This window comes from Pseudomonas sp. GW821-FHT01E10, assembly GCF_059422365.1.
On sequence record NZ_JBWKWT010000021.1, the window covers coordinates 70,866 to 85,881 of the forward strand.

10 protein-coding genes are annotated in these 15,016 nt (G+C 59.3%); 5 read left to right on the plus strand and 5 right to left on the minus strand.

What is annotated here, in order from left to right:
* Positions 1 to 53: 53 nt before the first annotated feature.
* The 3 genes from flgM to AC07V0_RS25700 all read left to right on the plus strand — a co-directional run bounded on the left by flgM (position 54) and on the right by AC07V0_RS25700 (position 1,731).
* Positions 54 to 380 (plus strand): flagellar biosynthesis anti-sigma factor FlgM, encoded by a 327-nt coding sequence (gene flgM, locus AC07V0_RS25690; protein WP_007937499.1) that lies wholly within the window; start codon positions 54 to 56, stop codon positions 378 to 380.
* Between the two features lie 48 nt (positions 381 to 428).
* Entirely contained in the window at positions 429 to 896 is a 468-nt protein-coding gene (locus AC07V0_RS25695; protein WP_064616481.1) for a flagella synthesis protein FlgN, read from the plus strand.
* Between the two features lie 88 nt (positions 897 to 984).
* Positions 985 to 1,731 carry a flagellar brake protein gene (locus AC07V0_RS25700; protein ID WP_192350843.1) on the plus strand — a complete coding sequence of 249 codons (747 nt, stop codon included), beginning with the start codon at positions 985 to 987 and terminating at the stop codon, positions 1,729 to 1,731.
* A 63-nt stretch (positions 1,732 to 1,794) separates the two neighbouring features.
* Here AC07V0_RS25700 and AC07V0_RS25705 read toward each other — a convergent pair whose 3' ends face one another.
* From AC07V0_RS25705 to AC07V0_RS25720, 4 genes are all read right to left on the minus strand, one after another.
* Positions 1,795 to 3,171: an MFS transporter gene (locus AC07V0_RS25705; protein ID WP_192350841.1), complete on the minus strand. Its 1,377-nt coding sequence runs from the start codon at positions 3,169 to 3,171 to the stop codon at positions 1,795 to 1,797.
* A 70-nt stretch (positions 3,172 to 3,241) separates the two neighbouring features.
* Positions 3,242 to 4,483 carry a glutamine synthetase family protein gene (locus tag AC07V0_RS25710; RefSeq protein WP_173861199.1) on the minus strand — a complete coding sequence of 414 codons (1,242 nt, stop codon included), beginning with the start codon at positions 4,481 to 4,483 and terminating at the stop codon, positions 3,242 to 3,244.
* Positions 4,484 to 4,704: 221 nt separating this feature from the next.
* Positions 4,705 to 5,397, minus strand: a complete 693-nt coding sequence (locus AC07V0_RS25715; RefSeq protein ID WP_064616474.1) for a sensor histidine kinase — start codon at positions 5,395 to 5,397, stop codon at positions 4,705 to 4,707.
* A complete protein-coding gene (locus tag AC07V0_RS25720; RefSeq protein ID WP_019582899.1) occupies positions 5,394 to 6,998 on the minus strand; it encodes a tetratricopeptide repeat-containing response regulator in 1,605 nt (534 codons plus the stop codon). Before AC07V0_RS25720 ends, AC07V0_RS25715 begins: the two co-directional genes overlap by 4 nt.
* A gap of 370 nt (positions 6,999 to 7,368) precedes the next feature.
* On the opposite strand from AC07V0_RS25720, the gene AC07V0_RS25725 reads away from it, so the two are divergent.
* Positions 7,369 to 11,517 (plus strand): CheR family methyltransferase, encoded by a 4,149-nt coding sequence (locus AC07V0_RS25725; RefSeq protein WP_192350839.1) that lies wholly within the window; start codon positions 7,369 to 7,371, stop codon positions 11,515 to 11,517.
* Between the two features lies 1 nt (position 11,518).
* Here AC07V0_RS25725 and AC07V0_RS25730 read toward each other — a convergent pair whose 3' ends face one another.
* The gene (locus AC07V0_RS25730) at positions 11,519 to 12,058 is read right to left on the minus strand and encodes a hypothetical protein (RefSeq protein WP_064616470.1); all 540 of its coding nucleotides are present in this window, start codon (positions 12,056 to 12,058) and stop codon (positions 11,519 to 11,521) included.
* 736 nt (positions 12,059 to 12,794) lie between these two features.
* Here AC07V0_RS25730 and AC07V0_RS25735 point away from each other — a divergent pair.
* Positions 12,795 to 15,016: VCBS domain-containing protein (locus tag AC07V0_RS25735; protein WP_495020048.1), on the plus strand; the 2,222-nt coding region annotated here is incomplete at its 3' end.

Consider the following 15,016-nt stretch of genomic DNA (forward strand, 5'->3'; position numbering starts at 1 on the left):
CGGGGAATCGCCGAAAACATGGCAAGCGTCCAAATATCCAGAGGTTTTTTGTCATGGTCATCGATTTCAGTCGTTTAAACAGCTCCTCGTCACTTACGGGCAGTACGCGTACCAGCACCGCCAAGGAAACCGCCGAAGCCGGCCAATCCGCGCCGCTGAATACCCCGGCCGAACAGGCCAGTACCACCAAAAGCGGGGAATCGGTACACCTCAGCAATGAGGCTCAACAGTTGCAGAAGGTCACTGACAAGCTGCGTGATCAGCCTGCCGTCGACAACGCCCGCGTGGCCGAGTTGAAAGCAGCGATTGCCGATGGCAGCTATAAAGTCGACAGCAACCGTGTAGCCAGCAAACTGCTCAACTTCGAAGCCCAGCGCTAGGCCACGGCCCGCGCCAGGCTTTTGGACGCTTAAAACCCAAGGCCAGCCATGCACGACACTCAATTACTGCAACTGATCATCGACGACTTCGCCCCGGCGCAACAACTGCTGGAGCTACTGCAAACCGAGTCCCTTGCCTTGCACGGTCGCGACATGCCACTGCTCGAAGAAATTCTGGCGCATAAACAGGCATTGATCATTCTGCTCGAACAGCATGGCCGCAAGCGCAGTGAAATCCTCGCCAGCCTCAACCTGCCAACCAACCGCCAGGGCCTGGAGCAACTCGCCAGCCAGTCGAGCATTGGCGAACGATTGCTGGGACAGAGCGACGTGCTCACCGACCTCCTGGCCCAGTGCCAAGCCGCCAATGTCAACAATGGCCAGTCGATTCTGGTGCAGCAGGCCGCCACGGCCAACCAGCTGAAAATCCTCACCGGCGGCGAGCCGCCAGCGCTCTACGATGCCCGCGGATCAACCTCCAAGCTCGCCAAGCCACGCCCGCTCAGTCAGGCTTAAGCCTTTCAATGAGCACGCCCTATCAAGACACGCAACATGCTGGCAGAATGCCGGCCAGTAGTCATATTTGCCTGGAGATTGATACCCCGTGTCCAATGCCTTAAGCGCGGAAGATGCTCCGCAGCCACCCAAGGTGCTCACCACGCCTTTGGAAATCTCCGGCAACCTGCGTCAGCTGCAAGACAGCCATGACCCGCTGATCATCACGTTCCACGAGCGCAGCCAGCGCTTCCAGAGTTATCTGGTGGACGTCGACCGTGACAGCAACATGATCGCCCTGGACGAAATGATCCCGCGCGACGGCGAACGCTTTCTGCTGGCCGGCGAACCGTTCAAGGTCGAAGGCTTCCACGACGGCGTGCGCATCGCCTGGGAAAGCAATGGCCCGCTGACCATCGACGAGTCCGGCGATGGCCGCTGCTACCGGGGCTCGCTGCCCGATGAGGTGGTTTACCACCAGCGCCGCAATGCTTTCCGCGCTGCGTTGAAGCTGGCACAACTGGTCAATGTCGAGCTGGGAGGCGAGAAACTCAAGTCGCCCCTCGCCGGCAAACTGCTGGACATCTCCGCCACCGGCTGCAAATTGCGCTTCGAAGGCGACATCACCGCCAAGCTGCAATTGGGTCAGGTCTACGACCGCTTCATCGCCGCCCTGCCCTTCGGCAGCATGACGGCACCGGTGGAGCTGCGTTACCTGCACTTTGAAGAAAAGATCAACACCACCTTCGCCGGCGTGCGTTTTCACAACATGAGCGGCCTGGTGCAACGGCAGGTCGAGCGGTTCGTCTATCAGCTTCAGCGTGAAGCGCGGCGCTTTGACAAAGACGACTTCTGATACACCCCGCCAATAAAAAACGGGCAGTCCCTTGCGGGGACTGCCCGTTTTTTTATGCCTTGATCAAGGCCGCGCTTCAGTAAAACTTTGCTCGCGACCTGCGTCCGGGTCTTCTGAATCCGAAACTGGTTCAGGTTCTGGCTCGGCATCCGGATTGACATCAGCCTCCGGGTTGACCGGGTTCTGCATCTGATCCTGCACCACCTGCTCATCGACACGCGGGTCAAGGCAAGCCACCAGTGGCGAACTCGTCATGCTGTCCGGCATGGCCACGTGATGCAGCGGAGCATCGTCCACCTGATGCAGATTGGTGACTGCTTTCGGGCGGATTCGCCACACCAGCACCAATGCAAAAAAACTGAAAAAGGCATACAGCATCTGGCTGCCGAACAACTTCATCAATACCCCTGCCACCAACGGTCCGACACTCGCGCCGACACCGTAAGTCACCAGCAGCATCGCCGTCAGCGACACCCGGCGATCACCCTCGACGTGGTCGTTGGAGAACGCCACCGCCAGCGGGTACAGACAGAATTGCACCAACGAACAGAGGAACCCAGCGATGAACAGCACCTCCAGTTGCACCTGCGGCATGATCGCCAGCGGCAACGCGGCCAGTGCCAGGCTAAACGCAAAACTTCGGATCAATACCGCCCGGTCATAACGATCCGATAGCCATCCCAACGGCCACTGCACCACCAGGCCTGCAAAAATGCAGCTGCCCATGAACAGACCGACCTGCTCGGTGGACAATCCTTGCTGGGAGGCATACAGCGGCGCCAGGCCGTAGAACGAACCGACGATCAATCCCGCCCCCAACACCGTGCTCAGTGACTGCGGCACGCGTTTGATGAAGAAGCGCGGTTCCATCGGCGCCGGGTGCAATGGCGCCGGGTGAATCCGCCGGGTCAGGGCCACCGGCACCAGACACAGGGCGAAACACAGAGCGACCAGCATCAGCAGTTCCAGGCCCAGCCCCGGGTGCATGACCAGAATCAGCTGGCCCAACACCAGCCCCAGGTACGAAGCGATCATGTAGCCGCTGAACACCACGCCACGCTGCTTGGCTTCTGCCTGCTCATTGAGCCAGCTTTCGATCACCATGTACTGGCACATCATGCCCAGGCCAACGATCACCCGCAGGAACAGCCACGCGGGCAGCCAGTCCACCAGGCCATGGCCCAGCACCGCCGCACCGACGATCCCGGCGCAGGCTGAATAAGCTCGAATATGCCCGACCCGGGCAATCAGCCGATGGCCGATCTTGCCGCCCAGCACCAGGCCGAAATAGTTGGCCGCCATCAACGCGCCGACCCACAGGCTGTCGACCTTATCGGCCGCCAGGCGCAGGGCAAGGTAAGTACTCAACAGGCCCGAGCCGATCAACATCATCAGCGAGGCGAAATAAAGTCCTCGAAAGGATTTCAGGATTTGGCGCATTGGCGTTCCGAGCGGCTCCTTGCAGTGAGTATCGGGCTATCGACAACGATAGCCCGATGGCGACAGGTCGTCAGGCCTGGGCTGCTAGAACACGCCGTTCCCAGGGAGTAATTTCATCGAGGAAGCTGGTCAACTCCAGGGTCTTCGAAGCGATGTAGCCTTCGATGAACTCCTTGCCGAACAGTTCCTTCGCCAATTGGCTACGTTTCAGACGTTCAAGAGCGGCATGCAAGGTACACGGCAACGCAAGATTATCCGGCACCACGAATTCGCCCCGTGCCGCCTCGCTCGGTTCCAGTTTGTTTTCGATGCCATACAGCCCCGACGCCAGGCTCGCGGCGATCGCCAGATACGGGTTGGCGTCAGCCCCCGGCAGGCGGTTTTCGACCCGACGAGCAACCGGTGAACTGGCCGGAATGCGCAGGCCGGCCGCGCGGTTATCATGGGACCAGCAGGCATTATTGGGCGATGCAAAAGGATGACACAGGCGCTGATAAGAGTTCACGTTCGGCGCAAACAGCGCAGTGAAATCCGCCAGGCCGGCCTGTTGGCCACCGATGAAATGACGGAAGGTCGCGGTCGGCTCGCCGGCCTTGTCGCTGAACACGTTACGCCCGCTGTCGATCTCGACGACGCTCTGGTGAATATGCATCGAACTGCCCGGCGTGTGAGCCAACGGCTTGGCCATGCAGACCACGGTCAGGCCATGCTTGAGCGCCACTTCCTTGAGCAGATGCTTGAACAGCAAGGTCTGGTCGGCCAACAGCAGCGGATCGCCATGCAGCAGGTTGATCTCGAACTGGCTGACGCCCATCTCGTGCATGAAGGTATCGCGCGGCAAGCCCAGCGCCGCCATGCCTGCGTAGACTTCAGTGAAGAACGGCCGCAAGCCGTTATTGGAGCTGATGCTGAATGCCGAATGACCGTCCTCGCGACGACCGTCCAGGCCCACTGGAGGCTGGAAGGGTTGCGTCGGGTCAGGGTTGGGTGCGAACACAAAGAATTCCAGCTCGGTCGCCACGACCGGCGCCAGACCGAGGGCGGCGTAGCGAGCGATCACCGCCTTGAGTTGGCCGCGAGTCGACAGGTGCGAGCTCTCGCCAGTCAGTTCCTGTGCATCGCATATGGCCAGTGCCCGAGGGTGCGAACTCCAGGGCAAGCGGTGGATCTGCCCCGGATCAGGCACCAGCGCCAGATCGCCATCATCGCTGCCGTAAAAGTGCGCGGGCGGATAGCCGCCCATGATGCATTGCAGCAGCACTCCCCGCGCCATCTGCAAACGCCGCCCCTCAAGAAATCCTTCAGCGGTCATTACTTTGCCGCGTGGCACGCCGTTCAGGTCCGGCGTGACACATTCAATCTCATCAATGCCCGTCAATCGCTGCGCGAGTGAGCGATGGCCATCGGTTGTCATGACGCAATCCTTGTTGTTGTACGAGCCGCGAACGGCGACCCGTACAAAATAGGCTCCGGCTGTTCGGAATATCAAGCAGCGTCAAACAAAAAGGCGCAATCCTGTGAGGAACGTGTCGTTCAGGGGAGATAGAGGCTGAACACGCCGCCACCCAATGGCCCGCCATTACTGATTTCGGTACGTCCGCCCACACCATCACGCTGATGCAAGGCGGCAATCCGCCCGGCAAAGTACAAGCCCAGGCCGGTACTGCCGCTGCTGTGGTTGATGCCCTGCACGTAATCGGCCTGACGCTCGATCATCTCGGGTGGATAACCCTCACCATCGTCGTTGATGGTCAGCACCAATTGCCCGGCCTCATCGCTGACACTGATCAACAAGGCATGCCGGGCATAACGAATGGCGTTGTTGATGCAATTGGCGAGCACCGAGGCAATCAGCTCCCGATCGAAGAAACCCAGCGGGCTCAACGGGTCCACTTCATAGGTCGCGATAATGCCCCGGCTGGCGAACACTTCTTGATGAGCCGCCAGTTGCGCCTCGATGAAGTCATCGAGCTCATGGTAGGCCGGCTGCAATGGCATCTGGTTGACGCCCAGCTTGTACAGCCCCAGCAACTGCACCAGCATGCCATTGAGGTGGGCGAACTCGAAGTCGATGACGCCCTGCTCCGGGGTGTGCCGCTCAGGGTCGGGCAAACGCGCCAGCCATTGGCTGTGCGCCTGCATCAGCATGGCCAGAGAGTTCTTCATGTCGTGCACGGTGGAGGCAATCACCGTAGAGAAGTCGAGTGACGGTTCGCTGTCGATCATTCGCCGAACGCCTTGATTTTCAGTTTCTGGTAGCGCGGATAACGCGCATCGGTATCGGGCATCAGGCCGACCGTTTTCAGGCAGGCCCGGCACTCTTCCAGCTCGGCCGACGGCACGCTGGTGTCGGTGCCATGCAGCAGCGACTGCGCCATGTTCAGGGCAATACTGATGTTCTTCGGTTGCAGCGCCAGGGCTTTGCGGAACACTTCCCGGGCTTCCACCAGATTGCCGGTCTTGTACACCCGCACGCCCTGACGGTTGAGGTCGGCGGCGGCATTGCCCGAGTTGAGGATGGTCGGGTCGTCGGTCAGCTTGGCGATGCCCTTCATCACGGTCGGATCGTCGCCGTAGATTTCCGCACAGTTTTTCAACATCGAAGCACCGGCACTCGCCTGCCCGAGCATTTGCAACTGCTTGGCCACCAGCAGCGCCGCTTCGGCGCTCATGAACTGTTCCATGCCATCGAGGCGCATCATCGCTTGCTCGGTGAGCTTCTCGGCGGTCTCGGCATCGTTGAGCAGCAGGCTGGTGGCCTTCATCAGACGCGCACGAATCTGCAGGCCTGGGTCGGAAGGGTTCTCCTTCGCCACTGCACTCAGCGTCGTGTTGATTTCCAGGCGGGTCCGCGTGTCCAGGCCCTTTTCCGCACCTTTGCTGATCAAGGCATGGGCCAGGCCGAGGTTGCTTTCCGCATCCTTGAAACGTGACTGCGCCCCTTGGTTCACGGCCTGGCGATAGGCTTTGGAGGCAGTGTCGAAATCTTCGTTGGCCATTGCCAACTTGCCCAGCAACGCTTGCCGGCGCACCGCCAGCGGCGACAGGCGAATTGCTTCTTCCAACACTTTCTGCGCCGCTTTGGTGTCACCTTCGGCGACCAGCACATCGGCCATGCCATCGTAGAGGGCCGGCATCATCGGGAAGACTTTCAAGGCTTTTTCGTAAATGCCCTTGGCCTGGCTGACCTGCCCGCGCTTGAACAGCAATTGGCCCAATCCGGCAAACGCCCAGGGCAAAGGCCGATCCGCAATGATGCTGTCGTAAAGACGCTCCAGCGCTTCGTTCTGGTTCAAATCGCGCAATGCATCAGCGCGGTAACGCAGGCACAGCGGCGAATAACGAATGTCCTGTTTGCACAGGGCGATGCAGGCGTTGAGCACTTCAACCGGTTTGCCCCGGTCAAGCGCTTGCAGGATCGGCTTGAGCAAGGTCTTGCGCTGTTCCAGTCGCTCCAGGCGCTGGGCCAGGCCGGAGCGGTTGAACGGTTTGGTCAGGTAAGCGTCGGGCTCATGCTCCAGTGCGCTGAGCACCATGGCCTGGCTGGTTTCGGCGGTGACCATGACAAACACACTTTCGTGGCTGATCAGCTTCTCGATCATCAGGTCTTCGAGCACCTGCTGACCGTTTTTCTTGCCATCGCCCAGGTGGAAATCCTGCAGGATGAAGTCGTAGGACTTCTGCGAGCACATGCGCAGCGCCTGCTCACCGGTATCAGCGGTGTCGACGTCCTTGACGCCCAGCTCCCGCAGCATGGACCTGACGGAACTGCGGAAATCCGAGAAATCATCGACGATCAAAAAGCTTTTTTGGTGATACGACAGCATCGAAGATTTCCAGGCAATTTAAGGAAGAACAACCTAAAGGCAATGGCTGCGAATTCAGCTTCGCGGCCTTTCAGGCGCGCAGATGATAGCGAGAGGCCATTGGCTATCAAGCAATTTCGCACAATCGCGTGATGAGCTTTACCGGCCGCCAGCGATGAAATCACAACGGCTTGTCGCGTTATCGGCCAGTAGTCGCGTTCCCTTGAAGCAGCGGGAGTGCAATCGTTCCTTTTACTGCCAAAAGATCATACGGCTGCGCTAAATATTTGAAGGCGTTATTGAAAAACGGGATTATCCTGATTTATTGAAGCACGCTAATTATTATCCGCTTGAACCCAATACGCTCTAAATCGCCGGCAAAGGCCAGGAAATGACCACCACCCCCAAGCACTCGGCCACGGCTCCCGAGCGAAAGGCCCTGACCCTCAGTACCCTGGATTTTCCAGTGGTGGGCATCGGTGCGTCGGCTGGCGGGCTGCAAGCCATCAAATTGTTTTTCGAGAACATGCCTAACGACAACGGCATGGCGTTTGTGATCATTCTTCACCTGTCGCCCGACCACCAAAGCGTCGCAGACAAGATCATCCAGGAATCGACCCGGATGCCGGTTCTGCAGGTCACCGAAACCGTACCGATCGAGAAAAACCGGGTCTATGTCATCCCGCCGGCGCGGCGACTGGTGATGAATGGCAATAACCTTGAGGTAATTGAAAACGACCCACAACTGGGACGCCATGCCTCGATCGATCTGTTCTTCCGCGACCTGGCGCAAGTACACCGCGAGCGCGCCTTCTGCCTGGTGCTCTCGGGCAGCGGTTCCGACGGCGCAGTCGGCCTGTCGCGTATCAAGGAACAGGGCGGCATTACCCTGGCCCAGGTACCGGAAGACGCCGAGTTCGACGGTATGCCTCGGGCGGCCATCGAGACCGGCATGGTCGATCTGGTGTTGCCCGTAGTAGAAATGCCGCAAAAGCTGCTGGACCTGTGGCACAACTCCCGGGAAATCAGCTTGCCTGCCGCCAACGATCCGGAACTGCAATCCTTCGCCTCGGTGTCCGAGCGCGATGCAGCACTCGCCGAACAAATGCTGCACGACATCCTGATCCAGTTGCGCACCGGCACCGGTCATGACTTCAAGCACTATAAACGCGCGACAGTATTGCGGCGGATCGAACGCCGGATGCAGGTCACGGCCCAGCCCGACTTGGGAGCCTATTACCGCTACCTGCTAAGCAATCCCGAAGAAACCAAGGCGCTGCTGGGGGACATGCTGATCGGCGTGACCAACTTTTTCCGTGATCGCGAAGCCTTCGAAGCGCTGGAGCGGGATGTCATTCCGCAACTGGTCAGCGCCGCGGTTTCGGCGCAGCCTGAAAAGGAAGAAATCCGGGTCTGGTCGGCTGGCTGTTCCACCGGCGAAGAAGCCTATAGCCTGGCGATGCTGGTCAACGATCAGCTGCAACAGGAAGCCAGCAAGGCCTCACTGCAAGTTTTCGCCACCGACATCGACGAGCGCGCCATCAGCTTCGGCCGGGCCGGCCTGTACCCGCAAGCCATCGTGACGGATGTGCCGCCGACGCGGCTGCGGCACTACTTCATCAAGGAAGATGAGCACTATCGGATTCGCAAGGAAATCCGCGAGAAGGTGCTGTTCGCCAAACACAGCCTGCTGTCCGATCCACCCTTCTCGCAAATCGACCTGATCGTGTGCCGGAACCTGTTGATCTATCTGGATCGCGAAGTACAGCGCGAAATCCTGCAGATGTTCCACTTCGCCTTGCGCCCCGGCGGTTTTCTGTTCCTCGGTTCCTCCGAAAGCGCAGACGCTTGCCATGAGCTGTTCACGCCGGTGGACAAACGCAACCGGATCTTCCGCGCCAAGACCGGCACCGCCAACAGCCGACGCACGCCGACCGTGCCGCGCGGTGGTTATGTGCGCTCCAATATTTCCCATCAGGCACCGCAACACGCCGTGCAGCGCAAACTGTCGTTTGCCGACATCCACCAGCGCGCCCTCGAACGCGCGGCCCCGCCGAGCATGATCGTCGATGCCAACGCCGACATCCTGCACATGAGCGAAACTGCCGGGCGTTTCCTTCGGCATGTGGGCGGTGAGTTGTCACGCAACCTGCTGACGCTGATCCTGTCGGAGCTGCGCCTGGAAATCCGCACCACGCTGTTCCAGGTCCAGCAGAGCGGCCTGGCCGTGAGATCCCGCGAGGTGCCGGTCAAGCGCGAAGAGCGGCATTACAAGGTCAGCCTGGAGGCGCAGCCTTACAAGGATGAAGAGGCGGACGGCGAGTTCATCCTGGTGATTTTCGAGGAAGTCGAAGTCGATCCTTCGCAAGCGACGGCCAAGACCCTGCTTCAAACCGAAAGCCAGGTGCTGTCCAATCTTGAGCGTGAACTGCAACGCACCAAACTGCACTTGCAGGACACCATTGAACAATCGGAAATTTCCAGTGAAGAACTGAAAGCTTCCAACGAAGAAATGCAGGCGATCAACGAAGAACTGCGCTCGGCCACCGAAGAGCTGGAAACCAGCAAGGAAGAACTGCAATCGATCAACGAAGAGCTGCTGACGGTCAACTACGAGCTGAAAACCAAAGTCGAAGAAACTGACAAGATCAACGACTACCTGACCAACCTGATCGCCTCCACCGACATTGCCACGGTGTTTGTCGACCGTAGCATGCGGATCAAGTGGTTCACTCCGCGTGCCACCGATATTTTCAGCATGTTGCCGGTGGATACCGGCCGCTCCCTGCTCGACATCACCCATCGCCTGCACTACGACGACCTGGCGAGTGACGCGGCATCGGTGTTCGAATCATTGAACATGATCGAACGTGAAGTCAGCAGCACCGACAAGCACTGGTACATCGCCCGCCTGCTGCCCTATCGCTCCAGCGAAGACCGTATCGACGGCACCGTGCTGACGTTCATTGACATCACCAAACGCCGCGAGGCCGAAGAAGAGCTGCGCCTGGGCGAAGAACGCATGCGCCTGGTGGCCGAAAGCACCCGCGACTACGCGATCATCACCCTTGATGAACAAGGCGTGATCACCACCTGGAACAAAGGCGCCGAACTGATCTTCGGCTACAGCAAGGCTGAGGCCGAAGGCGCTTACTACGACTTCATTTTTTCCGCCGAAGACCGCGCCTCCGGCGTGCCTGAATCCGAACTGCTGGGGGCTCGCACCCATGGCCGTTCCGAAGATGAACGCTGGCACCTGCGCAAGGACGGCAGCCGCTTCTATTGCAGCGGCGAAGTGACCTTGCTCAGCGGTGACAACCTTCGCGGCTACGTGAAAATCGCCCGGGACCTGACCGGTCACAAACGCCAGCATGAGGAACAAAGCCAGCAACTGGCCGAGACGCTGAACACCAATTACCTCAAGGATGAGTTCTTCGCGGTCATGTCCCACGAACTCAAGCATCCTCTGAACCTGATCCAGCTCAACGCCGAACTGTTGCGGCGCTTGCCGGTGACCAAGTCGGTGGCGCCGGCCGCCAAAGCCGTCAACACCATCTGCGATGCTGTCAGCAGCCAGGCGCGGATCATCGACGACCTGCTGGATGTCGCACGCGTGCGCACCGGCAAGCTCAAGCTCAAACCGATCGCCGTGGATCTGGCCAGTGTGCTGCGCGATATTTACACCGTCGTCCTCAACGACCAGCACAGCACCACCGTCGAGCTGCATGTGCCTTCGGAGCCGTTGATGGTGCGCGCCGATCCGACGCGCCTGGAGCAGATCATCTGGAACCTGGTGAATAACGCACTGAAATTCACCCCGCCCGACGGCCGCGTGCAATTGATCGCCAGCCTGGCCGGAAACATGGCGCGGCTGGACGTCAAGGACAATGGCACCGGCATCGCGGCAGAGAACCTCGAACACGTATTCGACCTGTTTGGCCAGGCTGAAACACAGCACGCCAACCACCAGCGCGAAGGGCTGGGCATCGGTTTGTCACTGGTGCGCCAATTGACCGAGGCCCAACATGGCACGGTTGAAGTGAGTTCGCCGGGCGTTGGGGAAGGCTGTACCTTCACTGTCTATTTGCCCCTGGCCAGTAGTGAAGGCAAAACCCAAACCACAACGCCAACCGATGAGGTATCAGGAAAACTGAGCGGCCTGACGATTCTGCTGGTCGACGACTCCGCCGAGGTACTGGAAACCCTGAAGATGCTGCTGGAAATGGAGGACGCCGAAGTCGTTGCCTTCGATCATCCGAAGGACGCTCTGGACGCGGCTGCAAACAGCCACTTCGACCTGATCATTTCGGACTTGGGCATGCCGGTCATGAACGGCCATGAACTGATGCAAGCATTACGTCAGTTGCCGCATGTCAAGGATGTGCCGGCCATTGCCCTGACTGGCTATGGCGCTATCAGCGATATTAAAAAGGCTCGTCAATCGGGCTTTGACCAGTACATTGGAAAACCGGTGTCCTACGATGACCTGATCGCGACCATCGAGACCCTGCGACAGCCCCAGGCATCAGGTTCTGAATAGCTCAGCGTAAATAGGCGCGTTGTACACAGACGCGCCGGTCAATCGCCTGCTTCAGTCGCTCCTTGTGGTCCGCCCAGACCCTGGGATCGACTTTGGGCGCGCGCATGAGGTCAAGCATGGCCGCTTTGGCGGTCAGGTATTCCGACCACGCATCTTCACAGCTGAGCTTGAAACGCTCACGTTCGTTCATTTCCATCCGCCGCAGCGCCAGTACCGACTCATCGGTGATGACCGTGCCGAGCGTCAGTTGCACCCGATGAGGTGCAACGAAGGCCTGCGTGCCCGCGACGATCTCGCCCGCTCGTAGAGCGCCCCACTTCAACGCCGCACAGTAAGTCTCATCACGGCCCCTGTCGTGAAACTCCTCACACAGCATGATCCCACGGGCATCGTAAACACCGATGAACACCTGGGTGATCCCCTCACGACTCAGTCGTGCCCGCACTTCCACTTGTGTCCCGTCACCGAGCATTTCTTCATGGATGTGGTGAGGTAATCGGGGGTCGGTCCATAACCAGAACTGTGCACCTCTGTGTCGCATTGCTGGCTCCTTGAGTGGAGTCAGAAGTAAGGCACAGCAATAACGGACTTTCCACGTAAGTCGTCAGGTGGTTCGAGCAAGAAAAAACCGCCAGGGAATGCTCTGATGGACTTTTCTAACCGCTGACGCTGCAATTTTAGAGTGTTCTTGCACTGAAATTACGCAGCCAGCCCTTGCCGCATAAGGGTTTCAGCTCATTTGAGGCACACCACTATTGAGTGCCGGCGGGCACTTCGCCAAAAACAAATCGACATAATATTGACACCAAAACATCCACTTGTCGGAATATTGGCACATCGTACTGTTACCTGCGCTTAACACCTTTACAAAGCCTGACCCCACAACTAAACACCTATCAAACTGATATCAGGAAAGGCCGTATCCCTGAATCAGTGCTGTACCAAAATACGGCCTTATCCAGCCATTACTTCAGGAGTCCCTTCACTATGGGCGCTCTCAGGATACTGCGCGCCACGCGCAGCGCAGCCTCAGGCTTGGGCCCACGTTCGCCCGACCGCTTCTGCGATTCGCTCCTCAAGTACGGCGAGTTTCTTCACCCCCGCGAGACCAGCGCCCCTCTGCCGGCAGCACCTGTCCCGTCAAGCCCAGACGGTCGACGATGTCCGGTAGCCGCCCCGTACCGCTCCTGAACACTCTGAGCGGCGCAAGCACGGGACTTCGTCCTGTTAGCAGTCCCTGGCAATTCCAATAAAAAAAGCATTCTCGGGAGAAAGACATGGCTACCACCACCACGACCAGCGGCGGCACCGTTACTTCGTTTTCCAATACGCCGCAGGCGCAGGACGACATTTTCACTACAGGTGTCATTGGCACGAGCAACGTGACCATCACTGAAGACCTGCAGGGTGTCGTGTACCTGGATGTCATGTCCAATGACCTGGGCGGTAACGCAAAGACGCTCTGGTCAGTTGATAACGCGACCAGCCTTTCTACTGCCACCAAGGTTTATGCCCCGGCCGATCTGCTGGTCCAGGACACGAGCAGAATTGAGGCGACGAGCACCGACACCAGCCTCAACGGGGCAAAAATCTGGATTACATCGGATGGCAAAGTCGGCTACGACGCCGCTACCTTATCGACTGCTTTCAAGACGCAACTTCAGGAGCTTGCTGCCGGAGCGTCCCTGGCAGACAGCTTTACGTATGCGATTCGTCTCGGCAATGGCACCCTCAGCTGGGCCACTGCGCAAGTGCAATTTGCCGGTATGAATGACAGTGTGACGATGAACGTCAGCGTGCAGGCTGGCACGGTGACCGAAGATGCGCCCACAACGCCGAGCACTACCGATTCGCTGAGTACGACAGGCACGATTGCATTTAGCGATGTCGATCTGAGCGACACGCATACCGCTTCATTCGTGGCGGCGGGAGGCAATACCACAGCGCTGGGCAACTTCAGCCTTGCCTCTGTCATTGAAGCGGCCAATGCGGCCAACGGCACCGTTAACTGGACTTACACCGTGAACAATGCGGCAGCCCAGTACCTGGCCCAGGGTCAGACAGCTACCGAAACCTATGTGGTCACCGTCAGTGATGGGCATGGTTCGTCGACAACGCAAAATGTGATCATCACCATCACCGGCACCAACGACCAGGTGCACATCACCAGCGGCGTGCAGACCGGCGATGCCAAGGAAGACAGTGGCGACTACGCCGCCAACGGCAGCATCACCTTCACCGACGCCGACCTGATCGACACCCACAGCGTCACCGTCACACCGGGCGCTTCCGGCTACCTGGGCAGCTTCACCACAGATCCACTGCACGACAGCACCGGCACCGGTAGCGGTTCGCTGGGCTGGCACTTCGCGGTAGACAACGCCGCCGTGCAGTTCCTGGGCGAAGGCCAGATCCTCACCCAGACTTATAACGTGGCGATCGGCGACGGCACGGTACAGACCGTGACCATTACCATCACCGGCACCAACGACCGGCCGACGCTGACGATTGCCGACACCACCGGCGCCATGAGCGAAGGCAACGGTACGGCCACACTGAGCGACAGCGGCGCACTGAGCTTTGCCGATGTGGACAACATCGACGTGGTGACTGTGTCGCACGCCTCCAACGGCAACATCGCCTGGAGCGGCGGCACGCTCGATGCGGGTGTGGCCTCAGCACTGGTCGCCGGGTTCTCGGTTGATCACAACAGCTGGGACTACAGCACCAGCCAGAACCTCGATTTCCTCGGCGCGGGTGAAACCGTCACCTTCTCGTACACCGTGGTCGCCACCGACAACAGCGGCGCGGCTAACGCTGCTTCGGCGACGCAGACTGTGACCATCACCATTACTGGCAGCAATGACGCACCGGTGCTCAGCTTCGCGAACGGCAACGATGCCGGCGCCGTGAAGGAAGACACCACCCTCAGTGTCAGTGGCCAGTTCAGCTCGACCGACATCGATCACGCGGCCACCGCCACCTGGAGCATTGCCGGGTCCAACACTGGCAGCTATGGCTCGATCACGGTGGACGGCACTGGTCAGTGGACGTACACCCTGGCCAACGGCACCGATGGTGTTGCCAGTGCGGTGCAATCACTGAAGGTTGGCGAGAGTCACAACGAAGTGTTCAGCGTGCAGGTCAGCGATGGCCTCGGTGGCGTCGCCACCCATCTGGTGACTGTCACCGTCACCGGCAGCAACGACGCGCCGGTGCTCAGCTTCGCCAGCGGCAACGATGTCGGCGCCGTGCAGGAGGACAGCACCCTCAGCGTCAGTGGCCAATTCAGCTCGACTGACATCGATCACGCGGCCACGGCGACCTGGAGCATTGCCGGGTCAAACACCGGCAGCTACGGCTCGATCGCCGTCGACAGCAGCGGCCAGTGGACCTACACGTTGGCCAATGGCACCAATGGCGTCGCCAGTGCCGTGCAATCGCTGAAGGCTGGCGAGAGTCACAACGAAGTGTTCAGCGTGCAGGTCAGCGATGGCCT